This is a genomic window from Lacisediminihabitans sp. (assembly GCF_036569425.1).
In the GTDB taxonomy this organism is placed as follows: domain Bacteria; phylum Actinomycetota; class Actinomycetes; order Actinomycetales; family Microbacteriaceae; genus Lacisediminihabitans.
In genome coordinates this window covers 1-26,480 of record NZ_DATCQQ010000048.1, presented here as the reverse complement: position 1 = coordinate 26,480, position 26,480 = coordinate 1, and the positions used below count along the sequence as shown (strand labels likewise).

At 69.0% G+C, this 26,480-nt stretch carries 27 protein-coding genes, 1 tRNA gene and 1 riboswitch; of the genes, 14 read left to right on the top strand and 14 right to left on the bottom strand.

What is annotated here, in order from left to right; genetic code table 11:
* Positions 1–55: 55 nt before the first annotated feature.
* Positions 56–844, top strand: a complete 789-nt coding sequence (locus VIM54_RS08610) for a class I SAM-dependent methyltransferase (RefSeq protein WP_331900526.1) — start codon at positions 56–58, stop codon at positions 842–844.
* A 165-nt stretch (positions 845–1,009) separates the two neighbouring features.
* Here the strand turns inward: VIM54_RS08610 and VIM54_RS08605 are convergent, their stop codons facing one another.
* From VIM54_RS08605 to VIM54_RS08590, 4 genes are all read right to left on the bottom strand, one after another.
* Positions 1,010–2,092 carry an FUSC family protein gene (locus tag VIM54_RS08605; protein ID WP_331900522.1) on the bottom strand — a complete coding sequence of 361 codons (1,083 nt, stop codon included), beginning with the start codon at positions 2,090–2,092 and terminating at the stop codon, positions 1,010–1,012.
* Between the two features lie 10 nt (positions 2,093–2,102).
* Positions 2,103–3,194: a YgfZ/GcvT domain-containing protein gene (locus VIM54_RS08600; protein WP_331900521.1), complete on the bottom strand. Its 1,092-nt coding sequence runs from the start codon at positions 3,192–3,194 to the stop codon at positions 2,103–2,105.
* Positions 3,184–3,780 carry an FABP family protein gene (locus tag VIM54_RS08595; RefSeq protein ID WP_331900520.1) on the bottom strand — a complete coding sequence of 199 codons (597 nt, stop codon included), beginning with the start codon at positions 3,778–3,780 and terminating at the stop codon, positions 3,184–3,186. Before VIM54_RS08595 ends, VIM54_RS08600 begins: the two co-directional genes overlap by 11 nt.
* 168 nt (positions 3,781–3,948) lie before the next feature.
* Positions 3,949–4,239 carry a hypothetical protein gene (locus tag VIM54_RS08590; protein WP_331900519.1) on the bottom strand — a complete coding sequence of 97 codons (291 nt, stop codon included), beginning with the start codon at positions 4,237–4,239 and terminating at the stop codon, positions 3,949–3,951.
* Positions 4,240–4,316: 77 nt separating this feature from the next.
* On the opposite strand from VIM54_RS08590, the gene VIM54_RS08585 reads away from it, so the two are divergent.
* From VIM54_RS08585 to pstB, 8 genes are all read left to right on the top strand, one after another.
* Positions 4,317–5,009, top strand: coding sequence for a response regulator transcription factor (locus VIM54_RS08585; RefSeq protein WP_331900524.1), 693 nt, complete (start codon positions 4,317–4,319; stop codon positions 5,007–5,009).
* A complete protein-coding gene (locus VIM54_RS08580) occupies positions 4,972–5,901 on the top strand; it encodes a GNAT family N-acetyltransferase (RefSeq protein ID WP_331900517.1) in 930 nt (309 codons plus the stop codon). The genes VIM54_RS08585 and VIM54_RS08580 overlap by 38 nt, the downstream gene beginning before the upstream one ends.
* 123 nt (positions 5,902–6,024) lie before the next feature.
* Positions 6,025–8,199 carry an RNA degradosome polyphosphate kinase gene (locus tag VIM54_RS08575; RefSeq protein ID WP_331900516.1) on the top strand — a complete coding sequence of 725 codons (2,175 nt, stop codon included), beginning with the start codon at positions 6,025–6,027 and terminating at the stop codon, positions 8,197–8,199.
* A gap of 2 nt (positions 8,200–8,201) precedes the next feature.
* Positions 8,202–9,146 (top strand): NUDIX hydrolase, encoded by a 945-nt coding sequence (locus VIM54_RS08570; RefSeq protein ID WP_331900514.1) that lies wholly within the window; start codon positions 8,202–8,204, stop codon positions 9,144–9,146.
* Positions 9,147–9,278: 132 nt separating this feature from the next.
* The gene (gene pstS, locus VIM54_RS08565; RefSeq protein WP_331900512.1) at positions 9,279–10,391 is read left to right on the top strand and encodes a phosphate ABC transporter substrate-binding protein PstS; all 1,113 of its coding nucleotides are present in this window, start codon (positions 9,279–9,281) and stop codon (positions 10,389–10,391) included.
* An 88-nt stretch (positions 10,392–10,479) separates the two neighbouring features.
* On the top strand, positions 10,480–11,430 hold the full coding sequence (gene pstC / locus VIM54_RS08560) for a phosphate ABC transporter permease subunit PstC (RefSeq protein WP_414673199.1): 951 nt from the start codon (positions 10,480–10,482) through the stop codon (positions 11,428–11,430).
* A complete protein-coding gene (gene pstA, locus VIM54_RS08555; RefSeq protein WP_331900508.1) occupies positions 11,427–12,512 on the top strand; it encodes a phosphate ABC transporter permease PstA in 1,086 nt (361 codons plus the stop codon). The genes pstC and pstA overlap by 4 nt, the downstream gene beginning before the upstream one ends.
* Before the next feature lie 24 nt (positions 12,513–12,536).
* On the top strand, positions 12,537–13,316 hold the full coding sequence (gene pstB, locus VIM54_RS08550) for a phosphate ABC transporter ATP-binding protein PstB (RefSeq protein ID WP_331900506.1): 780 nt from the start codon (positions 12,537–12,539) through the stop codon (positions 13,314–13,316).
* Positions 13,317–13,730: 414 nt separating this feature from the next.
* Here the strand turns inward: pstB and VIM54_RS08545 are convergent, their stop codons facing one another.
* Entirely contained in the window at positions 13,731–14,096 is a 366-nt protein-coding gene (locus tag VIM54_RS08545) for a sigma factor (RefSeq protein WP_331900505.1), read from the bottom strand.
* A 420-nt stretch (positions 14,097–14,516) separates the two neighbouring features.
* Complete coding sequence (locus VIM54_RS08540) at positions 14,517–15,146, bottom strand: DNA-directed RNA polymerase subunit beta (protein ID WP_331900504.1); 630 nt, start codon at positions 15,144–15,146, stop codon at positions 14,517–14,519.
* A 152-nt stretch (positions 15,147–15,298) separates the two neighbouring features.
* Between VIM54_RS08540 and VIM54_RS08535 the strand changes: the two genes are divergently transcribed.
* Together VIM54_RS08535 and VIM54_RS08530 are read left to right on the top strand one after the other, a co-directional pair.
* A complete protein-coding gene (locus VIM54_RS08535) occupies positions 15,299–15,460 on the top strand; it encodes a hypothetical protein (protein WP_331900503.1) in 162 nt (53 codons plus the stop codon).
* An 81-nt stretch (positions 15,461–15,541) separates the two neighbouring features.
* Positions 15,542–15,614, top strand: a tRNA-Lys gene (locus VIM54_RS08530).
* 264 nt (positions 15,615–15,878) lie between these two features.
* Here VIM54_RS08530 and VIM54_RS08525 read toward each other — a convergent pair.
* The 3 genes from VIM54_RS08525 to VIM54_RS08515 all read right to left on the bottom strand — a co-directional run bounded on the left by VIM54_RS08525 (position 15,879) and on the right by VIM54_RS08515 (position 18,939).
* A complete protein-coding gene (locus VIM54_RS08525) occupies positions 15,879–16,964 on the bottom strand; it encodes a VIT1/CCC1 transporter family protein (RefSeq protein ID WP_331900502.1) in 1,086 nt (361 codons plus the stop codon).
* Between the two features lie 193 nt (positions 16,965–17,157).
* Positions 17,158–18,111 (bottom strand): aldose 1-epimerase family protein, encoded by a 954-nt coding sequence (locus VIM54_RS08520; RefSeq protein WP_331900500.1) that lies wholly within the window; start codon positions 18,109–18,111, stop codon positions 17,158–17,160.
* Between the two features lie 9 nt (positions 18,112–18,120).
* The gene (locus tag VIM54_RS08515; RefSeq protein ID WP_331900498.1) at positions 18,121–18,939 is read right to left on the bottom strand and encodes a DeoR/GlpR family DNA-binding transcription regulator; all 819 of its coding nucleotides are present in this window, start codon (positions 18,937–18,939) and stop codon (positions 18,121–18,123) included.
* An 83-nt stretch (positions 18,940–19,022) separates the two neighbouring features.
* Between VIM54_RS08515 and galT the strand changes: the two genes are divergently transcribed.
* From galT to VIM54_RS08500, 3 genes are read left to right on the top strand one after another with little or no spacing between them, the layout of a single operon-like run.
* Positions 19,023–20,132 carry a galactose-1-phosphate uridylyltransferase gene (gene galT / locus VIM54_RS08510; RefSeq protein WP_331900496.1) on the top strand — a complete coding sequence of 370 codons (1,110 nt, stop codon included), beginning with the start codon at positions 19,023–19,025 and terminating at the stop codon, positions 20,130–20,132.
* Positions 20,129–21,289: a galactokinase gene (galK, locus tag VIM54_RS08505; RefSeq protein ID WP_331900494.1), complete on the top strand. Its 1,161-nt coding sequence runs from the start codon at positions 20,129–20,131 to the stop codon at positions 21,287–21,289. Before galT ends, galK begins: the two co-directional genes overlap by 4 nt.
* 36 nt (positions 21,290–21,325) lie before the next feature.
* Positions 21,326–22,078 (top strand): hypothetical protein, encoded by a 753-nt coding sequence (locus tag VIM54_RS08500; protein ID WP_331900492.1) that lies wholly within the window; start codon positions 21,326–21,328, stop codon positions 22,076–22,078.
* Here VIM54_RS08500 and VIM54_RS08495 read toward each other — a convergent pair.
* The 5 genes from VIM54_RS08495 to VIM54_RS08475 all read right to left on the bottom strand — a co-directional run.
* On the bottom strand, positions 22,063–22,731 hold the full coding sequence (locus tag VIM54_RS08495) for a pyridoxamine 5'-phosphate oxidase family protein (RefSeq protein WP_331900490.1): 669 nt from the start codon (positions 22,729–22,731) through the stop codon (positions 22,063–22,065). The genes VIM54_RS08500 and VIM54_RS08495 overlap by 16 nt on opposite strands.
* On the bottom strand, positions 22,728–23,603 hold the full coding sequence (locus VIM54_RS08490; protein ID WP_331900488.1) for a bifunctional methylenetetrahydrofolate dehydrogenase/methenyltetrahydrofolate cyclohydrolase: 876 nt from the start codon (positions 23,601–23,603) through the stop codon (positions 22,728–22,730). Before VIM54_RS08490 ends, VIM54_RS08495 begins: the two co-directional genes overlap by 4 nt.
* A complete protein-coding gene (gene glyA / locus VIM54_RS08485; RefSeq protein WP_331900487.1) occupies positions 23,600–24,916 on the bottom strand; it encodes a serine hydroxymethyltransferase in 1,317 nt (438 codons plus the stop codon). The genes VIM54_RS08490 and glyA overlap by 4 nt, the downstream gene beginning before the upstream one ends.
* A gap of 42 nt (positions 24,917–24,958) precedes the next feature.
* Positions 24,959–25,041: riboswitch (ZMP/ZTP riboswitch) on the bottom strand.
* 120 nt (positions 25,042–25,161) lie between these two features.
* Positions 25,162–26,139: a PfkB family carbohydrate kinase gene (locus tag VIM54_RS08480; RefSeq protein ID WP_331900485.1), complete on the bottom strand. Its 978-nt coding sequence runs from the start codon at positions 26,137–26,139 to the stop codon at positions 25,162–25,164.
* Positions 26,136–26,480: ADP-ribosylglycohydrolase family protein (locus VIM54_RS08475; RefSeq protein ID WP_331900483.1), on the bottom strand; the 345-nt coding region annotated here is incomplete at its 5' end. The genes VIM54_RS08475 and VIM54_RS08480, both read right to left, overlap by 4 nt.

The window sequence follows — 26,480 nt, the reverse complement described above, 5'->3', positions numbered from 1 at the left end:
GGGGGGCGGGGCGGGGATGCGGGGCGGGGACACCGCGCGCTGGGATACTGGGGGCATGCCCATCGGTTCGATCACCCGCGGAACGACGGGCACCAATCGCCTGCGCCGGGTGGACCGGTGGATCGCGCAGCTGCCCGCCTTCCGCCGCTCGGCCGACCCCCTCGTTGTGGACCTCGGCTACGGCGCATCCGCCACGACGACCCTCGAACTACACCAGCGACTCGGCCGGGTGCGGCCAGACGTGGAGGTGATCGGCATCGAGATCGACCCGGCGCGGGTCAGGCTGGCGTCGGCATCCGCCCGGCCCGGGGTGAGCTTCCGGCTCGGCGGGTTCGAGGTGCCGCTGCCCGGCGGCCGTCTGGCCACGGTCATCCGCGCCCTCAACGTGCTCCGCCAGTACGACGAGTCGGCCGTGCCGGACGCCTGGCACCGCATGGTCGCCCGCCTCGAGCCGGGCGGCGTGCTCGTGGAGGGGACTTGCAACGAGGTGGGCCGGGTGGCCAGCTGGGTGGATGTCGCGGCGAGCGGTCCGCTGTCGCTCACGGTGAGCCTGCGTCTCGCCGACCTCGAGAGGCCGTCTATCGTCGCCGAACGGCTGCCGAAGGTGCTCATCCATCGCAACGTGCCCGGAGAGAAGATCCACGCGTTCCTGCAGGACCTGGACCGGCACTGGCAGCTCAACGCCCCGCTCTCCGTCTACGGACCGTCCCAGCGATGGATCGCCACCGCACGAGGCCTCGCCGACGACGGCTGGCCGGTGCTCGGCAACCGGTCGCGGTGGAAGCTCGGCGAGCTGACGATCGCGTGGGAGGCCGTCGCCCCGAACGGGTTCGACTGGAGCTGATCCCGCCGCAGCTCGCATCCGCCTCTCCCCCGCATCTCCGCGTCTTCGCATCTTCGCGTCTTCGCATCTCCGCATCTCCGAAAACGCAGGAGATTTCGCGCCCGGAGAGCCGATTCATCCCGAATGAGACGCTCACGGAAGGCATCTCCTGCGTTTTCGGGTGAGTCACACCTCGGGGAGGAGCGCGCGCGCCTTCTCCTCCGGCAGATCCGCCGCCGTGAGCAGGTCGACCAGGAGCGGCCTCAGCATGAGAACCACCACCGACTCGGTGACCGGGGCGCCCTTCGCGACGAGCTCCGGACGCAGTCGCTCGGCCACCGCGACGAGGCCGACGCGCACGGTGTCGGCGAGCCGCGGGTCGTCGAGGCTCTGGCCGAGCAGCCGCACCGAGGTTGCGAGGGACGCGATGAGGGAGGCGAGCGCCGGACGCGGAACCCCATCCCGCACGAGGAAGTCGATGCGCCGGCTGATCACCCGCAGGTTGCGGGTGGCGAGGTCCATGCCGGTGAGCACGCGGCGCTGGGCATCGAGCTCCGGCCCATGCCGGCGAAGGAACGGTGAGATCCGCGAGATCGAGACGGCGGAGTCGAGGGATGCCCGCCACTGGTCGATGATCGGCTGGGTGCTGCGCAGGCGCTCGAGCGCGTGCTCCGCCGCCGGCTCATCCGCCCGTTCGAGCGCCGACACGAGGGAGCCGAGCGATTCGTTGAGGGCGCCGAAGAGCCGGGCGGCATCCCGCCGGGCGATCCGCCGCGGATCCCGGGGCAGCAACGCCGTCACGACGAGCGCCACGACACCGCCGACGATGCCATCGATGCTGCGCACGAACGGCCCTCCCGCCGGCGCCGGCAGCAGCATCACGAGCATGGACTGCACACCGGCGGCGACGACGAAGGCGTTGCTCGGGGAGAGCAGCCTCGCCACGAGCAGGGTCACGAGCAGCACGAGGGCGATCTGCCACACCCCGCGCCCGATCACCAGCAGAAGCAGTTCGCTCAGCGCGATGCCGATCACGATGCCGATCGCCGATTCGAGCACCCGGGCCGGTCGCGCGTCGCGGGCGAAGCCGAGACTCGAGATGGTCACCGTCACGGCGAGCAGGGGCACGGCGTGCCCGAGCAGGTAGTGGGCGATCGAGTAGGCGGCGACGGCCGCCGCAACGATTTGCAGTGCGGGCACGATCGAGTCGACGACCCTGCCGAGCGACTCACGCGGCTCGAGCCCGCGCAACAGGCCGGAGCGCGACATGACCGTACCTCTAGCGCTTCACCGCGCCGAGTCGCGGAAGCCGGGGGACGTTCGCCTCGGCACCCGCCCCCGGCGGCACGACGATCTCCTGCGCGGCGGCCACGATTCCCTCGCTGGCGCGAACGGTGAGGGTCGCCAGCGGGTCGGTCGTGCGCTTCACCACGGCGAGCGCGATCGGCCCGAGCTCGAAGTGCCGCGCCGACGAGGTGATCGCTCCGACGACCTTCTCGCCGTGGACGACCTCGTCACCCGGCCGCGGCAGCACCGACTCGGAGCCGTCGAGGTGCAGCATGACCAGCCGGCGCGGAGGATGCCCGAGGTTGTGCACCTTCGCCACCGTCTCCTGGCCGCGATAGCAGCCCTTGCTGAGGTGCACGGCCGAGCGCAGCCAGTCGAGCTCGTGCGGAATTGTCTTGTCGTCGGCCTCGGTGGCGAAGCGGGGACGCCAGGCGGCGATGCGCAGGGCCTCGAGGGCGAGCAGTCCGGCGGCCGGCAGCGCGGCGAGGTCGGCGAGCGCCTCGCGCGGCACGAGGATCTCGCTGTACGTCCAGCCGGCGCCCGGATGCCGGTCGATGACCGCGTACTGGTGGCCGCCCGGAGTCACCGCCGTCCACGGGTCGTGCCAGACGAGGGGAACACCGTTGGGCTGCGCCGCGGCGACCTCCGGCGAACCGAGGGTTCCGATGGTGGCGAAGTCGGCCGTGCGGTCGGCGAGTTCCACGCGCAGCATGAACCGCATCCGATCGAGCCAGGCCAGGAGCCCTGGCGCCTCGTCGCTCTCGAGCAGCAGCCACAGGGCGACGCCGTCGTCGAGGAGGCGCACCGCGTACTCGAGCCGGCCGGTCGGGTCGAGCAGGAGGGTCTCGCTCGATTCGCCCGGCGAGAGGCGGGCGACGCTCTGGCTCGTGAGCGAGTCGATCCAGGTGAGCCGATCCGGGCCGGTGATGGTGAGCACCGCCCGGTTCGAGAGGTCGACGACAGCCGCGCCGGCGGCGAGTTCGCGCTGCTCCGCCATCGGGTTGCCGTAGTGCGCCGGCACGCCGGCGTCGCGGGCGGCACCGTCGACGGCGCCCGGCCGCTCGAGGAATGGGCTATTCGACACGGGCGAGCCTTCCGGATGCGTGGCTGGCGAGTTCCTGCCCGAGGGCGGCGATGTCCCACGCCCAGAGCAGGTGGTTGTCGACGAGACCGTAGAGGCGCGTGGACGCGCTGTGTTCCTTCGAGGTGACCGACCGCAGCACGGCATCCGTCACCAGGTCGATGCGCGGGCCCTTCACCTGGCCCACGTACAGTTCGCTCACGCCGCCCGGGTGCAGGATCGACACCTCGATGTCGAACCCGCCCGTGGCGTTGCGCAGCGTCTCCACCGACCGCGCGGTGGTGAACGGCTGGATGCCGACGCCGGTGAGCAGGCCGGGACCGGGGTCGCCCTCCGTGGCCGCCCTGCTCAACCGCCAGTAGCCGGTCTCGGTGGCGAGCGGGGTGAGGTTCTCGTCGAGCAGCCAGGTGTACGAGGTGTAGTTGAGGTGCGGCAGCCCGTCGTGGCTGAAACTCAGGCGATGCCCGAACTCGTAGTTTCGGGTCTCCTCGCCGACCGCGTAGTTGACGACCCCCGTGCCCTCCCAGACCCCGATGAGCCAGGAGAGGGGCACGAGCTCGGCCGGCAGGTCCGCGTCGAACTCGATCATGAGAGTCGAACCGTCATGAGCATCGAGCTGTTCAGCGCTGGCCCCGGAAGAGGTTGTACAGCACAACGACCGACACGTACCCGATGGCGAGAGTGGCCAGCACGAGCAGTCCGATGAAGAACAGTTCCAGCGGAAGATACATGAGCCAATCCTATGTCGGGCTCGCGCCTAATTCGGTGCGAGCGCGATGACCGCGAGGATCGCGGTGGCCGCGGCGAGGATCACGACCGACCCGCCGAGGCTCGCCATCACCCGGTTGACGAATCCGACCTTCTCTTCGGTGGCGAGCTGCACGCAGAATGTGACGAGGATGGCGGCGGCAAGCACGATCGGAATCCACGTTCCGAACTCCGCGGCGGGCGTGAAGATGCCCACGAGCACGGCACCGATGACCACGAGAACCCACACGGGAATCACGCTGCGAAGCGCGAGGGCCAGGCCAGGCTGATCAATGGTCACGTGCCAATCTTGCCCTACCCGGCGGACCGGCCGCTGAAAGTGCCTTTATACTGTGGTCTTGGCACATGGAGGACCCTTTGGCGCAGCTGTTGATCCTTACTTCTGCCGTCAACAGCGACGTCTTACCGGCCCTCGGGCTGCTCAGCCATCGCACGCGGCAGATTCCGGCGGAACCCGCCTCCCTCATCACCGCACCGAGTTGCGACCTGATCCTCGTCGACGCGCGCCAGGATCTGGCCAGCGCGAGGTCGCTGTGCAAGATTCTCAACACCACCGGAGTGAACGTTCCGCTGATGCTCATCCTCACCGAGGGGGGCCTCACCGCGGTGAGCGCCGACTGGGGAGTCGACGACGTCATCCTCGAAACGGCGGGGCCCGCGGAGGTGGATGCCCGCATCCGTCTCGTGGTCGGACGCCAGGCCCTCGACAAGACGAGCAACAAGATCCACGCCTCCGGTGTCGTGATCGATGAGGCGAGCTACTCCGCGAAGGTGCACGGGCGCCCACTCGATCTCACGTTCAAGGAGTTCGAGCTCCTGCGCTTTCTCGCCACGCATCCCTCCCGCGTCTTCACTCGCGAACAGCTGTTGAGCGAGGTGTGGGGCTACGACTATTTCGGCGGCACCCGCACGGTCGACGTGCACGTGCGACGGCTGCGGGCCAAGCTCGGCGACCTGGAGTCGCTCATCGGCACCGTGCGCAACGTCGGCTACCGCTTCAACGTGTACGACGATGACGCAGAACGACTTGCCCAGCCCGTCTCGTCCTGAGCGCGCGGAACCGGCATCCGCCGAGCCGTTCCTGCGCACACTGATCCAGCAGGCGACCTGGCAGGACGGCCAGCCGCCGTTCTCCGACCAGTCCCTGGTGGGGATGCGGGCCGGCGCGCGCGAACTCCTCCTGTTGGACGAGGTGGCCGCGGCGATCCTGTCGCCGACCGAGGCGGAGTTCGTCGTGGCTCCGGATGCCCGCGGCCAGGGCAATGGCACGACCATGCTCGAGGCGATCCTGGCGGCCAGGCCGGGCGAGCTCAGGATTTGGGCGCACGGCGACCACCCGGCGGCGCGGGCCCTCGCCCGCAGCCACGGGTTCGAACCGGTGCGCGAGCTGCTGCAGTTGCGGGCGCCCGTGGTCGCCCCCGCGCACGCGGAGCCGGCTGAACCGTTCCGTCCAGGCGTCGATGACGAGGAGTGGCTGCGGCTGAACGCGCGGGCCTTCGCTACCCACCCGGAGCAGGGCCGGCTGCGCCAGCCCGACCTCGACGCGCTCCTCCGCGAGCCGTGGTTCGACCCGGGCGACTTCCTGCTGCTGCGCGACGGCGACATTAACAGCGGCGACATCGACAGCGGCGGCAATGGGGGCGGCGACAATGGGGGCGGCGACAATGGCGGCGGCGACAATGGCGGCGCGATCATCGGATACTGCTGGCTCAAGATCGAGGGATCCGTCGGCGAGTTCTACGTGGTCGGGGTCGACCCGGATCGCCAGGGCGAGGGCATCGGCCGGCGCCTCATGGACGCGGGCTTCGCCCGGCTCGCCGCGCGGGGCATCCACACCGCCGCCCTCTACGTGGAGGCCGACAACGTGCCGGCGCTGCGGCTGTACCGGCCGCTCGGTTTCGTCGAGCACTCCATCGACATCCAGTACACCCGCGCCGCCTGACCCCTCTCCTCCCGGGTGCCTGCCCTCCGAAGAAGCAAGCGGCGGAGGGAGAGCAAGACCGCGTTTACCCCGCGTTAATGTGGCGCGCGATTGCCGGGAATGCGGGAGTGGGATGATGTGGGGATGGATAGCGAGACGTACCTTGGCGATGCCGGACTGGCCACAGACAGCCTCGACGACGACTACGACACCACCTGGGTCGACGACGGCACGCTGCCGCCCGAGCGCTACCTCGACCGGGAGCTGAGCTGGCTCGCCTTCAACACCCGGGTGCTCGAGCTCGCCGAAGACCCGGAGCTGCCGCTCCTCGAACGCGCCAACTTCCTCGCCATCTTCGCGAGCAACCTCGACGAATTCTTCATGGTGCGCATCGCCGGCCTCAAGCGCCGTATCCTCACCGGCCTCGCCGTTCCCACCAATGTGGGAACCGCGCCGACGGAGGTGCTCGCGGTGATCCAGGATCGGGCCCACGAGTTGCAGGCGCGGCACGCGGCCGCCTTCCGCAACCTCGTCAAGCCCGACCTCGACGACGCCGGCATCCACATCGAGACCTGGGCGGACCTCGGCCCGGCGGACCGCGAATCGCTCGACGAGATCTTCGCCAACCAGATCTTCCCGGTGCTGATGCCGCTTGCCGTCGACCCCGCGCATCCGTTCCCCTACATCTCCGGCCTCTCCCTCAACCTCTCGGTTCGCGTGCGCAACCCGAAGACGGGCAAGGAGGAGTTCGCGCGCCTCAAGGTGCCGCCGATGCTCTCCCGCTTCGTGCAACTGCCGGATGACGGAACCGGCCTGCTGCGTTTCATCCCCCTCGAAGACCTCATCTCCAATCACCTCGGCGACCTGTTCCCCGGTATGGAGGTGTTCGACCACCACGAGTTCCGGGTCACCCGCAACGAGGATGTCGAGGTGGAGGAGGACGAGTCGGAGAACCTCATCCAGACCCTCGAGCGTGAGCTGCTACGCCGCCGGTTTGGTCCACCGATCCGGCTCGAGATCACCGACGACATGGACGACCTCACCCTGAGCCTGCTCGTGCGGGAGCTCGACATTACCGAGCACGAGGTCTACCGGCTGCCGGCGCCCCTCGACCTCGGCGGGCTGTTCGAGATCACCAGGATCGACCGTCCACGGCTGAAGTACCGCCGGCACGTGCCCACCACCAGCGTGAGTCTCATGCCGCTCGAGTCGAACTCGCCGCCGGACATCTTCGGCTCGATCGCCCGGCAGGACATTCTGCTGCACCACCCGTATGAGTCGTTCGCCACGAGCGTGCAGGCGTTCCTCGAACAGGCGGCGGCCGACCCGAACGTGCTCGCCATCAAGCAGACCCTCTACCGCACCTCGGGCGACAGCCCGATCGTGGAGGCCCTCATCCAGGCGGCGGAGGCCGGCAAGCAGGTGCTCGCTCTCGTGGAGATCAAGGCGCGGTTCGACGAGTCGGCCAACATCTCCTGGGCCCGCAAGCTCGAGAAGGCCGGCGTTCACGTGGTCTACGGGCTCGTCGGGCTCAAGACGCACTGCAAGCTCGCGCTCGTGATCCGCCAGGAGGGCGGCACACTGCGGCACTACAGCCACATCGGCACGGGCAACTACAACCCCAAGACCAGCCGCATCTACGAAGACCTGGGGCTCCTCACCGCGAGCAACACGGTGGGCAAGGATCTCACCCGCCTGTTCAACCAGCTCTCCGGCTATGCCATCGAGAAGAAGTTCAAGCGGCTTCTCGTGGCGCCGCTGCACCTGCGCAACGGGCTGCTCAAGCGCATCCGCGCCGAGGCCGTCAATGCCCAGGCCGGGCTGCCGTCGGGCATCCGGATCAAGCTCAACTCGATCGTGGACGAGGTCATCATCGACGCGCTGTACCGGGCGAGCCAGGCCGGGGTGCCGGTCGAGCTCGTCGTGCGCGGCATCTGCGTGATCAAACCCGGCGTGGAGGGGCTCAGCGAGAACATCATCGTGCGGTCGATCCTCGGCCGGTATCTGGAACACTCGCGCATCTTCTCCTTCGTGAACAACGGCGACCCGCAGGTGTACATCGGCAGCGCGGACATGATGCACCGCAACCTCGACCGGCGGGTGGAGGCCCTCGTTCGGCTCACCAGCCCCGACCACCTGCGGGAGGTCGACGAGCTCTTCGAGCTTGCCCTCTCCGACGCCACCCCACACTGGGAGCTCGCCGGCGACGGCAGCTGGAGCCGCCATCACCACGACGAGAACGGCCAGCCGCTCGAAGACATGCAGAATGTTCTGATGCGACGAATCTCAGCGCGCAAGCGATCCGGTGTCGTGCGGTGATCATGCCTGGCCCCTCGAGGGTGTTCGCCGCCGGCGCGCTCTGCTGGAGGATCGTCGACGGCGAGAACCTCATCCTGCTCGTGCACCGCGAGGAACGCGCAGACATCTCCCTGCCCAAGGGCAAGGTCGACCCGGGCGAGACGCCGCCTCAGACCGCCGTGCGCGAAATCGCGGAGGAGACCGGCCTGTCGATCGCCCTCGGCGCACCGCTCGGCACCATCGAGTACACACTGCCCGGCGGCCGGGAGAAGACCGTCTTCTACTGGTCGGCCGAGGTGAGCGAGGAGACGATCGCCGCCTCCACCTTCACCCCGAACGACGAGATCGCGGCCCTGCACTGGATGTCGATCGACTCCGCTCGCGACATGCTGAGCTACGAGCGGGACCGGGATGTGCTCGACCGGTTCGCCGAGAGGGTCACGGCCGGCAACGCCCGCACTTTCCCCATCATCGCGCTGCGGCACGGCAAGGCGGTGCCCCCCGCGAGCTGGGACGGGCCGGACTCGACACGGCCTCTCCTGCACCGCGGACTCGAGCAATCCGAGAGCATCGCCCCGGCGATCGCCGCCTGGGGCCCGAAGAAACTCATCAGCAGCACCGCGGTGCGCTGCCTCGCGACGATCGAACCCGTGGCAGCCCTCACCGGCCTGCTCGTGAAGCGGTCGGTGAGTATCAGCCAGGATGCGTACGAGGACGGCACCTCCCGGGTGCGGAAGGTTGTGCGCAAACGCCTGGAGAGGCGGGAGGCGGTCGTGTTGTGCAGCCACGCGCCGGTGCTTCCCGAGATCATCGACGCGATCGCCGATGCGACCGGCACGCCGCTCGACGCCCCCCTGCGCCGGGCGGGCATGCTCGCGACCTCGGAGTTCACCGTTCTGCATGTGTCGGTCGCGCGACCCGACGGGGGCATCGTGGCCGTCGAAACGCACGGACCCGCCGTCTTCTAGCCGGGAATTTGCGCCCTGTTCACCTCCCGTTAACCGTCTGGGGCGTGGCCGGTTAACCGCGCTTTGTATTCTCGCTGAGGGGTCGGCACCCGACCCGCTTCCTGTAATCAAGAAATTCCCGAAGGGACCCCCGTGAACGTCAATCGACGTATCGTTACACGCGCGAGCAGCATCGCAGCCATTGCCATCGCGGCAACCATCGTCCTCTCCTCGTGCGCAGCAAACGAGGCAGCACCCTCAACCTCCGGTTCCGCGGCCCCGGTCAGCAAGCTCACCGGCACGCTGAACGGCATCGGCTCGTCGGCTCAGGCCGACGCCGAGACCGCCTGGATCGCCGGATTCCAGACGTCCAACCCGAATGTCACGGTCAACTATGACTCGCAGGGCTCCGGAGCCGGGCGCAAGGCCTTCATCGGAGGCTCAGCCGACTTCGCCGGCTCGGATGCCGCGCTCAACGCCACCGAGCAGGCAGCCACGTTCACCGGCTGCGCAGCGGGCAGCGGCGCCATCGACCTTCCCGTCTACATCTCCCCGATCGGCGTGGTCTACAACGTCGAGGGCGTGAAGAACCTCAAGCTCGACGCGAACACCATCGCCGGAATCTTCAAGGGCACGATCACCAAGTGGAATGACCCGGCCATCGCATCGCAGAACTCCGGCGCCACGCTGCCATCCGCTGCGATCTCGACCGTCCACCGTTCCGACGACTCGGGCACCACGCAGAACTTCACCGACTACCTCGCCGCCGTCGCCAAGACGGTCTGGACCCTTCCCGCCGGACAGACCTGGCCGTTCCCGAGCGGAGACGCCGCCAAGGGCAACCAGGGCGTCGTCGCCGCAGTGAAGGCCGCCAGCAACAGCATCGGCTATGCCGACCAGTCGGCCGCAGGCGGGCTCGACATTGCGCAGCTCAAGGTCGGATCGGCCTATGAGTCGATCAGCACGACGGGTGCCGCTGCGGTCGTCGCAGCATCGCCGATCGAGACCGGGCGTCACGCCAACGACCTCGCGATTGCGATCAACCGCACCGACACCTCCAAGGGTGCCTGGCCGATCGCCCTCGTCAGCTACCTGATCACCTGCCAGACCTACGCGGACTCGGCGAAGGCCACCCTTGTCAAGGCCTACGCGACCTACGTCGCGAGTGAAGCCGGCCAGAAGGCTGGGGCCGCTCAGGCGAAGTCCGCTCCCCTGGCGAGCGACCTCGCTTCCAAGGTGAGCGCAGCAATCGCTACCATCAAGTAACAACATCTCTCAGATCGGCCTGGGCTGTCCACTGGCCCAGGCCGATCTGCCGGTTCCCACGACTATCCCGAGCGATCGGCAGCGACAAATGACATCCGCACACCCAGCCACGGCCATGCGAAAGGCCAAAGTTCGACTCGGCGATCGCATTTTCTCCACCGGCACCGTCGTGGCCGGCTCGATCATTCTTGCCGTGCTGGCCGCCGTGGCACTCTTCCTCCTGATGGAGAGCCTGCCGGCGCTTGTCGCAAAGTCGGGCACCCTCCCCCACGGCGCCCCCAATTTTCTCAGCTATGTCGGACCACTGGTTTTCGGAACGGTGTGGACCGCCGCCATAGCGCTCGTCATCGCCGTGCCGATCTCCATCGGCGTAGCGCTGTTCATCTCGCACTTTGCTCCGCGTCGACTCGCCGATTTCCTCGGCTATGTGATCGACCTTCTCGCGGCAGTGCCATCCGTCGTCTTCGGCCTGTGGGGCATCCTCGTCCTTGCCCCCGCCGTCCAGCCGGGCTACGTGTGGTTGAACGCCAACCTCGGCTGGATTCCGCTGTTCGGCGGCCAGGTCTCCGGAACCGGCCGCACCACCCTGACCGTGGGAATCGTTCTCGCCGTCATGATCCTGCCCATCATGACGGCCGTGTGCCGCGAGGTGTTCCTGCAGACACCGCGACTGCACGAAGAAGCCGCCCTCGCTCTTGGAGCCACCCGCTGGGAGATGATCCAGATGGCGGTGCTGCCGTTCGCGCGCTCGGGGATGATCTCGGCCACCATGCTCGGCCTCGGGCGTGCGCTTGGTGAGACGCTTGCCGTCGCAATGGTGCTCTCGCCCGCGTCGATCGTCTCCATCTTCCTTGTGACCTCACGCAACCCGAACACGATCGCCGGCAACATCGCGCTTCAATTTCCCGAAGCCACTGGCGTCAGCGTGAACACCCTCATCGCGTCGGGTCTCGTCCTTTTCGTGATCACCCTGATCGTGAACATCGTCGCCAGGTACGTCATCAACCGCCGCAAAGAATTCTCGGGAGCCAACGGATGACCGCAGCCAACGTCGGCCCGATGTCCAACACGCTGACCGCGGGTAAATTGCCCAAGGGCTCCCCCTGGATGCTTCTCATCGGCAGTTGGGTGCTTCTGGGAATCGTCTTCCTGATCATGCAGCTCTCCGGGGTAACGAGGGAATTCAACCTCGTCGGCGCTCTGCTGCTCGGAACCGTGCTGTTCGATGTTCTGATTTTCGTCGTCGCCTCCCTCGTCGAGGGCGCCAGGCAGGCGAAGGACCGGCTGGCGACGTCCCTCGTCGCCACGGCCTTCATCGTGGCCGTTCTGCCTCTCGTGTCGCTGATCTACACGGTCGCGCTCCACGGACTTCCGCGCATGCTCGAGCCGAGCTTCTTCACGAGCTCGATGCGCAACGTGCTCGGCCCGGAGGGGGGAGCGGTGCACGCGGTGGTCGGCACCCTGTTGATCACGATCTCCGCGGCAGTGATCTCCGTGCCGATCGGGCTGCTCGCGTCGATCTATCTCGTGGAATACGGTCGAGGCAAACTCGCCAGGACCATCACCCTGATGGTGGACGTGATGACGGGAATCCCCTCCATCGTTGCCGGCCTCTTCGCGTACGCACTGTTCCTGCTCGTGACCGGCAACCCGGGCTACCGCTCCGGGTTCGGCGGCGCGGTAGCCCTGTCAGTTCTCATGATCCCGATCGTGGTGCGGTCGTCTGAGGAGATGCTCCGCCTCGTGCCCACTGAACTTCGGGAGGCCTCATACGCCCTCGGCGTGCCGAAGTGGCTCACCATCCTCAAGATCGTGATCCCCACCGCGATCGCCGGCATCACCACGGGTGTCATGCTCGCCGTGGCGCGGGTCATCGGCGAGACTGCGCCGCTGCTCCTGGTCACCGGTTTCACCACGAGCATGAACTACAACCTCTTCAGCGGCCAGATGATGACGCTGCCGATGTTCACCTACACCCAGTACGCCAATCAGGGCCCGCATGCCTCAGACTTCCTGAATCGGGCCTGGGCATCGGCTCTCACCCTCATCCTCATCGTCATGGCCCTCAACCTCGTCGCGCGTCTCATCGCCCGAATCTTCGCCCCCAAGCTCGGCCGCTGAGCGCCGCACAACAGAAGGAAACCCGTGTCCAAGCGCATTGAAGTGAACGATCTCAACGTCTATTACGGCAAGTTCAAGGCCGTCGAAGACGTGACGCTGACAATCGAACCCCGCACGGTAACCGCCTTCATCGGGCCGAGCGGTTGCGGCAAGTCGACGTTCCTTCGCACGCTCAATCGAATGCACGAGGTGATCCCCGGCGCATACGTCGAGGGCGAAGTGCTGATCGACGGTAACAATCTCTACGGTCCGGGCGTCGACCCCGTGCTCGTGCGACGCCAGGTCGGAATGGTCTTCCAGCGGCCAAACCCCTTCCCCACGATGTCGATTCGCGACAATGTGCTCGCCGGCGTGAAGCTCAACAACCGCAAGATCTCCAAGAGTGACGCGGAAGCGCTTGTCGAGAAGTCGCTGCAGAGCGCCAACCTGTGGAACGAGGTCAAGGACCGCCTCGCCAACCCGGGATCCGGGCTCTCCGGCGGGCAGCAGCAGCGCCTCTGCATCGCGCGGGCGATCGCGGTGCAGCCGGACGTCGTGCTGATGGACGAGCCGTGCTCGGCGCTCGACCCCATCTCGACCCTGGCGATCGAGGACCTCATTGAGGAGCTCAAGCTCGAGTACACGATCGTGATCGTGACCCACAACATGCAGCAGGCCAGCCGGGTCTCCGACCGCACCGCGTTCTTCAACATCGCCGGCACCGGCAAGCCGGGCAGGCTCATCGAGTACAACGACACCAACACGATGTTCTCGAAGCCCAGCGTGCAGGCCACCGAGGACTACGTCTCTGGCAAGTTCGGCTAGTCAGCACCGCGGCATCCGGTGCCTCCCGCAACACGCGTTTCTCCGGCGCCTCCCGCAACACGCGTTTCTCCGGAGGTTACGCGTCAAGCGCGGCCGAGAAGCCCGCGGATACGGGTAACTCCGGGCGCGCTGATCCGCACCAGCCCGAAACCTCCGGAGAAGCGTGCGCGGCGCGAGGAGCCCGGGAGGCAGACCCTGGCGGCTACCCGCTCGGACTCGTCGCTCGCGCTGCCCGCTCGCCCTGCCCGCTCGCGACCCGAGCCGAGCCAACACGCGTTTCTCCGGAGGTTACGCGTCAAGCGCGGCCGAGAAGCCCGCGGATACGGGTAACTCCCTGCGCAGGTTTTCCCGGCGGCCCGAAACCTCCGGAGAAGCGTGCGCGGCGCGAGGAGCCCGGGAGGCAGACCCTGGCGGCTATGCGCTCGGACTCGCGACGATCGGCTTGGTGGTGGGCTTCTTCGAGCCGCCGCTCGGTTCGACCGTGATGCCCACGGTGTCGCCGCTCACGATCGCCCCGTCGAGCACCCGCAGGGTGCTTCCCGACCGGGCAGCATCGAAGGTGCCGGCGCCGCCCTTGCTCGGTTCATAGCGGGAAGCCGACCGCCAGATCTCGAGGAACACCTCCTGGGTGACCTCCTCGGACCGGGAGTGGTCCACGAGCAATCGCCTAATCAGGCCGAAGACTCTCGGTGAGATCTCGTCGTACGGGGCGCTGAACGCGTCCTGGTCGCCGCCGGCGATTCGAGCCAGGAGGGTCTCCTTCGAGACGGGTTCCTCCACAGACTCCTGGTCCGGGTTCTGGTTGGCCTCTCGGGCACAAGTTCGAGCACCTCAAACAATTTCTGCTCCGGCGTGCACCGATGTGGCCAGCCCGACTTTTACATCGCGGATCGCAGCTTCCCTATTCAGGTGGACGCGACCACGCGTCACGCCCGAGGATCTCGTGGATCCCCGTTCACTGCCGCTCCAGCCGGTCACACAGGGAGTTCGAAACCCTGCGCCGACCGGTTTGGTCGAGGGCGCAAAATTACAGGAATCCTTCCCGGAGGCAAAGAGGAGGCCGGGCCGCAGAACGCCTCTCGGCGCGTGGCCGCTCGAAGCGGCGAATATTGGAGCCCGGGGTTACTGCGGCCCGGCCGTGGCCCTTGCGAGCCGTTGACCAGTCTACCAAGCCTTGCCGGTCGACCGACCAGTTCCGCGCTAGTCGAGGGTGCCGGCCCGCCACAGCCGAGCGGAGGAGACGAACTCCGTCGCCGTCTGGGAGAGGCGCAATGCCCGCGTCGTCAGTTCGGATGCGCGCTCCGGCGCGGTCAGCTCGACGTCATCCGCGACGCTCGTGCAGCCGAGCGACGACAGCCGGCAGAACGCCGCCGCACGGTCGAGCGCCACCGCGAAGTCGCCCTGGAAGAGCCCGCGCAGGATCTGGTCGGCGAGCGCGGTTATCTCGGCGGGTCCGGTCGGCGCCGTCGCTCCGGCGACCACCGGGTCGATCGTCGTGGCGAGCTCGGTGCCGCGCTGGTACAGGTAGCTCGTGCCCTCCGCATCCTGTCGCACCATCGCGCGCATGAGGTAGATGCGCCACAGCGCTCCGGGCAGGCTGCGCGGGCTCGCACGAGACCAGAGTTCGGCCACAGCATCGATGCCGTGCTCGTCGGTGAACGCCACGAGACGGTCCACGATGTCGGTTTCCGGACTTTCGCGCACCCTGTTGAGCAGCGCGTGGGCGGTCTCGTGCGCGACGCGGCTGATCTGGGCGGGGTCTTCTCCGCCCTGGAAGCTCTCGAACTTGGATCCCGAGAACTGGGTGGGCTTGTGGAACTCGTCGGTCATCCGTTCAAGCCTAGGCCAGCGGGCGGCCGCCAGCACCGGCGCGAATTGCCCTCTCAGATAACGGGGCGTTTCGGCACAATTCTCCACCGACGGCCCGGTAAAAGAGGTAAAATCAGATGCCGGGCCTCTCCGGCACGAGGAGGCATTTCACCATGAATATTCTGCTCATTGTTGTCATCGTCATCGCCGTGGCTCTCGCCATCACGGGCGGTCTGGTCAGTTCCCTCCAGTTTCTTCTCTGGGTCGGGATCGTGCTCGCCGTCATCGCAGTAATCGCCTGGATCGTTCGCAGCATGTCCGGGCGCCGCACCTGACGGCCCGTCATCACCAACACCGATGCTCTGCCATCGGGGCCGGACCGCGGGTTGCGTAATCCACGCTAGATTTAACCGCAGGGGCCTCTAGCTCAGTTGGTAGAGCATCGGACTTTTAATCCGTGGGTCGTCGGTTCGAGCCCGACGGGGCCCACCCATCCGGCTGCCTTTGTTTGCGGGGACTTTGGCTCCACTTTCGATCCTCATTCGGTCGCGCGAGAGTCTTCTGCCACACTCGGTGCACAACTTCTCAGGCGCCTGCAGCAATCAACGCCACTCCGATCGCATTCAGGTCTTCGTCGGAGAGGTCGCTGTATGTGTTCGCGGCTTCGTTCGCTGAGCCGTGGCCGAGCGTGCCTTGGAGTGCTTTGGTGTTCGCGTCCCTCGATCCCGCAAGGCTCGCGAACGTGGGCAGCAGCTAGCCCGTGCTCGTACCGAACAGCAGGCCGAGCGCGTAGGTGACCGCCGCCGCCCCGAAGCCGATCGCGAGCTGGCGCAGCGCTCGCTTGAGCGGCGAGGCGCCCGAGAGCAGTCCGACGACCGCACCGGTGCCGAGCAGGGCGAGTCCGACGAGGCCCGAGGACACGAGGATGGCGGTGAGCCCGCTGAGACCGAACAGGTAGGGCAGCACCGGGATGACCGCCCCGGACGCGAAGAAGCAGAAACTCGACACAGCGGCCCCGATGCCCGTGCCGACCGATTCGTGCAGGTACGCCGGCGGCGGGCCGGCGACGTCGAGGCTGTGGTCCCTCAACACGTCCCTCGCGTGGGCGTCCGCCTCCGCGGCATCCATGCCCCTCGATCGGTAGACGAGGGCGAGCTCGTTGGCGTCCACGTCGAGGTACGGAAGCGCATCGTTGCTCTCCGGGTCGGGGGTGGATGCCTCGAGCAGTTCCCGCTGGGAGCGCACGGACACGTACTCCCCGGCCCCCATCGAGAGGGCGCCGGCGAGGAGCCCCGCGACTCCGGTGAGCAGTACGACGTGGGTGGCGACACCGCTCGCGCTCACGCCGATCACGAGGGCAAGGTTACTCACGAGTCCGTCGTTCGCGCCGAACACCGCCGCGCGGAACGTGCCGGACAGGCGGTTGCGTCCGCGCATCGCCAGCCCGCGCAGCACCTCGCTGTGGATACGTTCGTCGGCGGCCATCGCCGCAGTGGCGTCGGAGTCCCCGGCGTACGGCGACCGGGCCTCCGCGCGCTGGGCGAGCGCGAGAACGAAGACGGAGCCGAACCGGCGGGCGAGAAACCCGAGCAGGCGAGTGCGGATGTCACCGTTGCGCGGCTTTCCGACGTCGTCGCCAAGCAGCGCCCTCCAGTGTTCCTCGTGGCGGCCCTCCGCCTCGGCGAGCGCGAGCAGTATCTCCCGCTCCTCGCCAGTGCGTCGTGCGGCGAGGTCGCGATAGACGGCGGCCTCTGCCCGCTCGTCGGCGAGGTGTTGGCGCCACCGCCGCAGTTCGGCCGGGGTGGGCGGTCGTTCGCCTGGGCGTCGAGTCTCGGTCACGGGATCCTTCCGGTCGGGCACGCGGAGGGCAGGCGACAGTGCGCATCCCGGCTCCGTGGCCGTTTGACCGAAGGTCTCGTTCGCCCTACCGACCGCTCGGGCCGTTCGGGTGGAGTACCGGGCCAGTCATCGAGACCGGCCAGTATGTCGATACGTCCGCGCCCGCTGCCCAGAACACGGGCGGCGGGGGGAACTACTCCCCTTCGTGCTTCCCAGAGTACCGGATTCCCCAGGACAGCGACCAGGTCTCGCCCGGTGCGAGCCAGCGCAGGCCCTGACCGCTGTTGAATGCGTTCGGCGGAGCGGTCATCGGTTCGACCGCGACTGCGGTGCCGAGGACTGGGGTGCCGAGGCCCCCATCCCGGGGGAAGATGCGGGTGGTGAAGACCTGCACGAAGGCGAAGTCGGCGTCCTGCCAGAGTTCGACGAACCGGCCGTCGCTCGCGCCGAGGCGGTGCCGGCTCACCTCGCCCGCCGGCGTCACGGAGCCGAAGGCGTCGTCGAGGTGCAACTCGGCGACGGGCCGGCCGCCGCGCAGGTCGAAGCCGGTGCCCTCGACCGGGTTCTCGCTCACCGGGTTGAGCCGGGCATCCGTCTCGAACCTCGTGCCAGCGGCCACGGTGAGAACGAGTTCGTCGGTGGGCACGTCGCCGAGGCGGAGGAACGGATGCGTGCCGACGGCGACCGGCGCGGTCCGCGCCCCGACGTTGGTGATGCCGTGGGTGACACGCAGCCCGTCGTCGACGAGCTCATAGCGCACGGTCGTGTCGAGCTGGAACGGGTAGCCGCGGGTGGGGAACACCGTGGCGGCGAGGGTAACGGCCGAGGCGCTTCGCTCGGCCACCGTGTACGGCCGGTCGCGCAGGAGGCCGTGCAGGGCGTTGCCGCGCTCGGGCTCGGTGAGGTCGAGCTGCTGCTCAACGCCGTCGAGCGGCCAGCGGCCGTCCTCGACGCGGTTCGGCCACGGGACGAGCACGATGCCGTCACCGAACGGCGGCACGACATCGTCGGCGTACGGCTCGGTGAGATGGACACCGCCGATCGACAGGGTGCGCAGCGACGCGGCGACCTCGGTAATGATGGCCCGCGCCTCACCGAGGGGAGTCGGAGCGGAGAGTTCGAACTGGAGTCCCGTTGGCGAGTGCACCGGTCAAGCCTACCGAGGCCCGTGGTCGACCTGGATCACCCGGAGGCCGGCATCGCGCAGGGTCTCGACCACCGCGGCATCCGCCTCGCCCCCGGTGATGAGCGTGTCGATCTCGGCGAGGGGGGCGACTCGGCTGAGCTGCGCCACGCCGAGCTTGGAGCTGTCGGCCACGACGACGGTGCGCGCGGCGGTCGCGATCATGCGACGCTTCACGTCCGCCTCGGGGAGGTTGACGTTGGTGATGCCCGCCGTGACGTGCACCCCGCTGCAGCCGATGAAGGCGATGTCCGCCCGGATGCGGTCGAGCACCACCCCGGCGAGCGGGTCGACGAGCGAGTGCTGAAGTGGCCTCAGCGTGCCGCCGGTGACCACGACCGTGAAGCGGGGAATGGCGGGCTCGAGCGCCAGGGCGATGTTGAGCGCGTTGGTGATGACCACCACGTTCTGCAGGTCGTCCCGCTCGAGCATGGCCGCGGCGATCGCCGTCGTGGTGGTGCCCACGTCGAGCACGACGGCCTGGTCCGATTCGATGAGCGCGGCCGCCGCGCGGCCGATGCGGGCCTTCTCGTCGGAGCTCGCGAGCATCGACTGTTCGAACGGCCGCTCGAGCCCGGCGGGTCGGGCGGGGGTGCCGACCACGGCTCCCCCGTGCACGCGCTGCACGACGTTGTCGTCGGCGAGCGCGTCCAGGTCCGCCCGAACCGTGACCTCGGAGATGCCGAACTGCCGGCTCAGTTGGGCGACCCTGGCGAAGCCACGCTCCTCGATCAGGGTGCGGATCTGCACGCGACGAGCGGCCGCCGGAGGGGTGTGCTGCGCGTCGGTCATGGACTTATCTTCGATTACTTGCGTTTTCTTGTCAATCGACGGTATTGTTTCCTTCGTTTTCGAAACTTGACCGGAGAAGGCCCATGTCACCGATCGTCAAACGCGAGCACCGGCTAGCCGATGGGCGCGAACTCATCTACTTCGATGACGCCGACACCACCCTGGCGCCAGACCGCAAGCCGGATGCCCGCGTACTCGACCCGCGACCGGAGACGGCGACGATGCGCCAGGACCCGCTCACCGGCGAATGGATCTCCATCGCCGCCGCTCGGCAGAACAGGGTCTTTCTCCCGCCGGCCGACAAGGACCCGCTCGCGCCGGCCTCGGCAACCAACCCCTCGGAGATCCCGGACAACTACGACGTCGCCGTCTTCGAGAACCGCTCGCCCTCCTTCGGACCCGACGTCTCGGCGGGCTACACCGAGCAGGACCTGCGCACGATCGGCCTCGGGCGAACCCTGCCGTCGATCGGGCGCTGCGAGGTCGTCTGCTTCAGCCCGGAGCACGAGGGGTCGTTCGGCAGCCTCACCCCCTCCCGCGCGCGCACGGTGATCGAGGCGTGGGCCGACCGCACGGCCGCCCTCTCGGCGATGCCCGGCGTCGCCCAGGTCTTCCCGTTCGAGAACCGGGGAGAGGCGATCGGCGTGACACTGCACCACCCGCACGGCCAGATCTACTCGTACCCGTACGTGACCCCGCGCACGACGCGGCTGATCGAGTCGATCGAGCGCTTCGGTCCGGACCTGTTCCAGAGCATCCTCGACTTCGAGGGCGCCTCAGAGCGCGTGGTGCTGCGCGGCGAGCACTGGACAGCGTTCGTGCCGTTCGCGGCGCGCTGGCCGATCGAGGTGCACATGCTCCCCCACCGCCACGTGCCGGACTTCGCCGCCACGAGCACCGAGGAGCGCGACGAGCTCGCCGGCCTCTACCTCACGCTACTGCGCGGCATCGACGCCCTCTACGACACCCCGACGCCCTACATCGCCGCGTGGCACCAGGCGCCGGTGCGCGAGAAGCGGGACGAGATCCGGCTCATGCTGCAGGTGACCTCCCCCCGCCGGGCCGCCAACAAGCTCAAGTACCTCGCCGGCTCGGAGGCGGCCATGGGAGCGTGGATCGGCGACGTGACGCCCGAGCAGACGGCCAGCGCCATCCGAACCGCCATCGAGACAGCAGGGACCAGCACGCCATGACCGACATCAGGGACGACGTCCGCACGGGATTCGCGGCACTGTATGGCTACGAGCCGAGCGGGCTCTGGTCGGCGCCGGGCCGGGTCAACCTCATCGGCGAGCACACCGACTACAACGAGGGCTTCGTGCTTCCCCTCGCCATCAACCGTCGCACCGTGATCGCGCTCGGCCTGCGGCAGGACCGCGTCGCCCGCGTCGCGAGCGACTTCGCCGACGAGGTCGTGCAGATCGACCTCTCGGCGCTCTCCCCCGAGACCGTGCACGGCTGGGCCGCCTACCCGCTCGGGGTCGCCTGGGCGCTCGGCCAGCACGGCGCCGACCTCGCCGCCGTGCCCGGGTTCGACGTCTACATCGAGTCGGACGTGCCGGTCGGAGCCGGCCTGTCGTCCTCGGCCGCCATCGAGAGCGCGGTCGCCCTGGCCCTCAACGACGTGTGGCAGCTCGGCCTCGACCGCCCGACCCTGGCCCGCGTCGGCCAGCTCGCCGAGAACAGGGTCGTCGGCGCCCCCACCGGCATCATGGACCAGTCTGCCTCGCTGCTCGGGCAGAAGGACAGCGCGGTCTTCCTCGACTGCCGCAGCCTCGAGGCCCAGATCGTGGACCTCGGCTTCGACGCCGCCGGCCTCGTGCTTCTCATCATGGACACGGGGGTGAGCCACTCGCACGCCACCGGCGGCTACGCGGAGCGCCGGGCATCCTGCGAACTCGGGGCGCGCGAGCTCGGCGTCGAGTCGCTGCGCGACGTGGGCGTCGACGACCTCGACCGGGCGCGTGCGATTCTCGACGACATCACCTTCCGCCGGGTGAGGCACGTGGTCACCGAAAACCAGCGAGTGCTCGACACCGTGCGCACGCTGCGCGAGAAGGGGCCGGCCGCAATCGGCGACCTGCTCGACGCCTCCCACGTGTCCATGCGCGACGACTTCGAAATCTCCGTGCCCGAGCTCGACCTCGCGGTCGAAACGGCGCAGTCCAACGGCGCCCTCGGGGCGCGGATGACCGGCGGCGGCTTCGGCGGGGCCGCGATCGCCCTCGTGCGGCCGGACGATCTTTCGCGACTCCAGGTTGCTATTGATGGCGCCTTCGCAGAACATGGCTATGGTCAGCCTGATACCTTCGTCGTGACGGCTGCGCAGGGCGCATCCCGCGAACCCTGACCCCCGAGCTCCTCTTCGAGCCGCAAGGAGACACGAGTGCGAGCGTTTCACCCCACCGCGTCGATCGCCGTCGGCGCCGTACTTCTCGCCGCGCTTCTCACCGGATGTGCCGGCGCGACGCCGGCAGCCCCGGTCGCGAGCAAGACGGCCACGCCGAGCGCTGCCCCCTCTGCGAGCTCGACCGCCGAGCCGAAGGACGTGCTGTTCACCATCGGCGCGAACGTTCGAGGCAAGGACGGCAGCACCATCGCCATCCTTCTCACGGCGCACAAGCCCCTCGCCTACAGCGTGAGCGCGGCGAAACCGCTGAAGGACGCGTTCATCGCCTCCTGCGGCGCGGGCACCGCCAGCGTGCCGGTGACGAACGACAGTCTCGCCGCGAACGGCAGCATCCTCATGCCGATCGACATCGCCTCGAGCTCCACCGGCAAGGTCTTCGTCTACCCGATCACCCTCTCGCTGGGCAACCAGTACCGCGGCCAGTCCGCGACGGGCAAGGGGGTCGCCCCGGCCGACTCGAGCCAGCCGTGCAACTCCGGCTACACCTGGGCGTCATCCGGCGCGGTGCACGCCGTCGCCGTCTTCGAGAGCGGCAACCCGGGCCCGGACCTCAAGTCCTGGCGTTATGCGAAGTACGGGTTCAGCGTGCCGTTCGAGTCCAACTCCACGATCGAGGCCTGCACCATCACGGTCACCGACCTCGGCAAGTCGGTCGTGAACGGCATCGACGGCTGGGCCAGCCCGGACTCCGACGGCACCTCGTGCCAGATCGGCTACGTGGGCGAGTAGCCCGATCGGCGCCGCTCGAGCAGGTTCTGCACCGACGGCGGGAGCGGGATGCCCTGGGCGAGGTCCGGGGCCGCCAGCGCGGTCGTGAAACCCGTGGCGACCGGCAGCACGCCGGCCCAGGCGGTGCCGGCCACGTCATCCGGACCGTCTTCCGACCAGCCGTCAGACACCTTGAGGGTCCAGTCCTCCACCTCGAGTCGCAGAACGAGCGTCGCCGCGAGCTCCTTGGCGTTGTGCCGACGGATCTCGCCGACGCGGCCGGGAATGATCGCGTTCGTGATGTGGTCGAGGGCGTGCACCTTCGCGTCGTCGGTGACCGGCCGGCAGCCGCCGAAGAGCACGGCACTGCGGTAGTGCATCGAGGATTCGAACGCCGACCGCGCCACCACGACGGCGTCGAGCGCCGTCACCGAGAGGGCCACCGGCGTCCCCGTCGCGAGCAGGCGCAGCCAGCGGGAGCCGGTCGACCCGTGCACCAGGATGTCGTCGCCGGTCGAGACGATGGCGATCGGCAGCACGCGCGGTTCGCCGTCGACCACGAAGGCGACGTGCCCCACCCGCGCGTCGGCGACGAGGGCGTGCAGGGCCGCACGATCCCGGCCGGGATACTTCTCCGGCATCCTGGCCGGGATCGCGCGGTCCTCGCGGCTCATAGCCGTTCGGCCGCCGCGACCACGTTCGCCATGAGCATGGCCCTGGTCATCGGGCCCACCCCGCCCGGCACGGGCGAGAGGAAGCCGGCGACCGCGGCGACCGCGGGGTCGACGTCGCCGATGAGCTTCGCCTTGCCGGTCTCCTCGTTCACTCGGCGGGTGATGCCCACGTCGAGCACGGCGGCTCCCGGCTTCACCCAGTCGGCCTTCACGAGTCCTGGCACGCCGACCGCCGCGACCACGATGTCCGCGCGGCGAACCTCGTCGGCCAGGTCGACCGTGCGGGAGTGCGCGAGCGTCACGGTGGCGTCGAGCCCCTTGCGGGTGAGCAGGAGCCCGAGCGGCCGGCCGACGGTGAGCCCGCGGCCGATCACGATCACGCGCCGGCCGGCGATCGGCACGCCGTAGCGCTGCAGCATCTCCACGAGTCCCGCCGGGGTGCACGGCAACGGCGAGTCGAGCTCGCCGGAGACGCCGAGCACGAGCCGGCCGAGGTTCATCGGGTGCAGTCCGTCGGCGTCCTTCGCCGGGTCCATGAGCTCGAGCATCGCGTTCTCGTCGATGCCGGCCGGCAGCGGGAGCTGGATGATGTAGCCCGTCACCGCCGGGTTGTCGTTGAGCGCGACGATGGCGGCGCGCACCTCGTCCTCGGTGGCCGTGGCCGGCAGGTCGACGCGGATCGACTCGATGCCGAGTTCGACGCTGTCCCTGTGCTTTCCGGCGACGTAGGACAGCGAGCCTGGATCCGTGCCGACGAGGAGCGTGCCGAGGCCCGGGAACACCCCGCGTGCCTTGAGCGCGGCGATGCGGTCGACGAGCTCCAACCTGACGGCGGACGCGGTTGCGACGCCATCCATCCTGACTGCGGTCACGCCCACGCGCCGGGGCTCGTGAGTCCCGGGTAGAGCGGGTAGCCGTCGGTGAGCGCGAGCACGCGCGCACGGAGGGCCGCGACATCCGGGTTCGGCATGAGGGCGATCGCGATGATGTCGGCGACCTCCGCGAACTCCTCGTCGCCGAAGCCGCGCGTGGCGAGGGCGGCCGTTCCGATCCGCACTCCGGACGGCGTCATGGCGGGGCGCGGGTCGAACGGCACGGCGTTGCGGTTGACGGTGATGCCCACCGAGTGCAGGATGTCCTCCGCGTCCTGGCCGTGGATGGCCGAGGTGCGCAGGTCGACGAGCACGAGGTGGACGTCGGTGCCGCCGGTCAGGACGTCGATGCCGGCCGCGGTCGCGTCCGGCGCGGTGAGGCGCTCGGCGAGAATCTGCGCGCCGCGCACGGTGCGCTCCTGACGGTCCTTGAACTCGGGCTCGGCGGCGAGCTTGAACGCGGTCGCCTTCGCGGCGATCACGTGCATGAGCGGCCCGCCCTGCTGGCCGGGGAACACGGCGGAGTTGAGCTTCTTCGCGAGCGCCAGGTCGCGGGCGACGATGAAGCCCGAGCGCGGACCGGCGAGGGTCTTGTGCGCGGTGCTCGACACGACATCCGCGTACGGCACCGGCGACGGGTGAAGGCCCGTCGCGACGAGACCGGCGAAGTGCGCCATGTCCACCCAGAGCTTGGCGCCCACCTCGTCGGCGATGGCACGGAACGCGGCGAAGTCGAGCTGGCGCGAGTACGCGGACCAGCCGGCGATGAGCACGGTCGGCCGGTGCTCGAGGGCCTTCTCGCGCACGACGTCCATGTCGACGCGGAAGGTCTCGGGGTCCACCCCGTAGGCGGTGGCGTTGTAGAGCTTGCCAGAGAAGTTGAGCTTCATGCCGTGGGTGAGGTGCCCGCCGTGCGCGAGTTCGAGGCCGAGGATGGTGTCGCCGGGCGTGGCGATCGCGGCGAGCACTGCGGCGTTGGCGGTGGCACCGGAGTGGGGCTGCACGTTGGCGTACTCGGCGCCGAAGAGCGACTTGACGCGCTCGAGCGCGAGGTTCTCCGCGATGTCGACGAACTCGCAGCCGCCGTAGTACCGGCGGCCGGGGTAGCCCTCTGCGTACTTGTTGGTGAGCACGGAGCCCTGGGACTCGAGCACCGCGCGGGCGACGAAGTTCTCGCTCGCGATCATCTCCAGCGTGCCGCGCTGGCGGCCGAGCTCGGACTCGAGGGCCGCCGCGATCTCGGGATCGACGCTCGAGAGCGGATCCGTGAAGGTGGTGGGAAGTTTGTCGGTTACTGCGTTTTCAGCGGACACTGGCGTTGCTCCTTAGACATGACCGGACGACAAAAGGCTATCCGGTTCGGCCCAGGCGTACGGCCGAATCGTAGAAGGTCGCTCCCCGATGGTTACCCACCTCAACGCCAGTCGCGACCCGATCATGTTACCAGCCCGGGGCCCTTCCCCGCGGCGCGCGTTTCTCAGCGGCGCGCGTTTCCCAGCGGCGTGCACTCCTCAGCGGCCTGCACTCCTCAGCGGCCTGCCTCAGCGACCTGCACTCCTCAGCGACCTGCCCCGAGCAGCGCGTCGACCTCCGCGCGGGTCGGGGCGGTCGCCGGACCGGAGCGGGTGACGGCGAGGGCGGCGCACGCGTTCGCGCGGCGGGCGGCGGCCACCGGATGCTCGCCGGCGGCGAGCGCGGCGAGGAACGCGCCGGCGTGGGCGTCCCCCGCGCCGGTGGTGTCGACCGCGGCCACCGGGAACCCGGGCACGTGGGTGATCTCGCCGCGCACGCAGAGCAGGCAGCCGTCCGGTCCGAGGCGCACGACCACGCCGCCCTCGACCCCGCCGACCCGGGGCAAATGGCCGCTCTGGGACGGTCGAAGCGGCCATCCGCCCCGAGTCGAGCATCCTGCCCGGAGCGCGGCCACGGCATCCGTCTCCCCCGTGAGCATCATGGCCTCCCGCGCGTTGCAGCTCAGCCAGTCCGCCCGTCCGGTGACCCGCCGCCACACCTCGTCCGGGATGTCGGTGGCGAGCGGTCCGGGGTCGAACAGCACCCGGGTGCCGGCCGGCACGGTGCCCAACCAGGCCGACAGCACCGCGCCGTTCGTGCGCTCCAGCAGACCGTAGCCGGACACGTGCACCAGGTCGTGCTCGCCCGGAAGTACAGCGGAGACCGCCGTCGCGGTGAGGGCGGCCTCGGCGCCGAAGACCGTGACGAAGGTGCGTTCGCCTCCCGCGTCGATGAGGACGATGTCGTAGCCGGTGTCGAGGCCGGGCGTCGGCGGCAGGAGCACGTCGATTCCCGCCGCGAGGAGCTCGGCCCGCACCCGGTCGCCGAACACGCCGGTGCCGTGCGCGCCCGCGTAGGCGGTCGGCAGACCCTGGCGCACCGCGGCGACCATGGTGTTGAAGCTGCCGCCCGCGGAGACCCCCGCCGCCTCGGCGAGCACATCCCCGCCACGCTCCGGCAGGTTCGGCACCCTCGCGGCGATGTCGATGACGACGTTTCCGACGCTGACCAGCCGCGCGTTCATCGCAACGCCAGCAGTGCGTCGACGACCGGGTCGAGGCGCAGGCCGTTCACTCGGTCGACGGTCTCCCTCGCCTCGAGTGGGAATGCCGCCGTGCCGTGGGTCGCGCCGGCCACCGCGCCGACCATCGCGGCGACGGTGTCGCTGTCCCCGCCGAGCGACGCGGCAGCCAGGCATGCCTGCCACGGGTCGTCGGGGAAGGTCGCGAGGATGCCGAACGCCGCTGGCACCGATTCCTGCGTCGCGAGGCTCGTGCCGACGAGCTCGTAGATGTCGTCGAGGCTGCGCTCCGGGTCGGCCGGGTCGGCGAGGCCGATGGCCCAGCGGATGCGGCGGGAGACGTC

Coding starts and splice junctions, on each gene's coding strand:
- pstC (WP_414673199.1), top strand. CDS start 10,480: ATGACATCCGCACACCCAGCCACGGCCATGCGAAAGGCCAAAGTTCGA.
- VIM54_RS08595 (WP_331900520.1), bottom strand. CDS start 3,780: ATGATCGAGTTCGACGCGGACCTGCCGGCCGAGCTCGTGCCCCTCTCC.
- VIM54_RS08580 (WP_331900517.1), top strand. CDS start 4,972: ATGACGCAGAACGACTTGCCCAGCCCGTCTCGTCCTGAGCGCGCGGAA.
- VIM54_RS08540 (WP_331900504.1), bottom strand. CDS start 15,146: ATGACCGACGAGTTCCACAAGCCCACCCAGTTCTCGGGATCCAAGTTC.
- galT (WP_331900496.1), top strand. CDS start 19,023: ATGTCACCGATCGTCAAACGCGAGCACCGGCTAGCCGATGGGCGCGAA.
- VIM54_RS08610 (WP_331900526.1), top strand. CDS start 56: ATGCCCATCGGTTCGATCACCCGCGGAACGACGGGCACCAATCGCCTG.
- VIM54_RS08570 (WP_331900514.1), top strand. CDS start 8,202: ATGCCTGGCCCCTCGAGGGTGTTCGCCGCCGGCGCGCTCTGCTGGAGG.
- galK (WP_331900494.1), top strand. CDS start 20,129: ATGACCGACATCAGGGACGACGTCCGCACGGGATTCGCGGCACTGTAT.
- pstA (WP_331900508.1), top strand. CDS start 11,427: ATGACCGCAGCCAACGTCGGCCCGATGTCCAACACGCTGACCGCGGGT.
- VIM54_RS08535 (WP_331900503.1), top strand. CDS start 15,299: ATGAATATTCTGCTCATTGTTGTCATCGTCATCGCCGTGGCTCTCGCC.
- VIM54_RS08480 (WP_331900485.1), bottom strand. CDS start 26,139: ATGAACGCGCGGCTGGTCAGCGTCGGAAACGTCGTCATCGACATCGCC.
- VIM54_RS08605 (WP_331900522.1), bottom strand. CDS start 2,092: ATGTCGCGCTCCGGCCTGTTGCGCGGGCTCGAGCCGCGTGAGTCGCTC.
- VIM54_RS08575 (WP_331900516.1), top strand. CDS start 6,025: ATGGATAGCGAGACGTACCTTGGCGATGCCGGACTGGCCACAGACAGC.
- VIM54_RS08515 (WP_331900498.1), bottom strand. CDS start 18,939: ATGACCGACGCGCAGCACACCCCTCCGGCGGCCGCTCGTCGCGTGCAG.
- VIM54_RS08495 (WP_331900490.1), bottom strand. CDS start 22,731: ATGAGCCGCGAGGACCGCGCGATCCCGGCCAGGATGCCGGAGAAGTAT.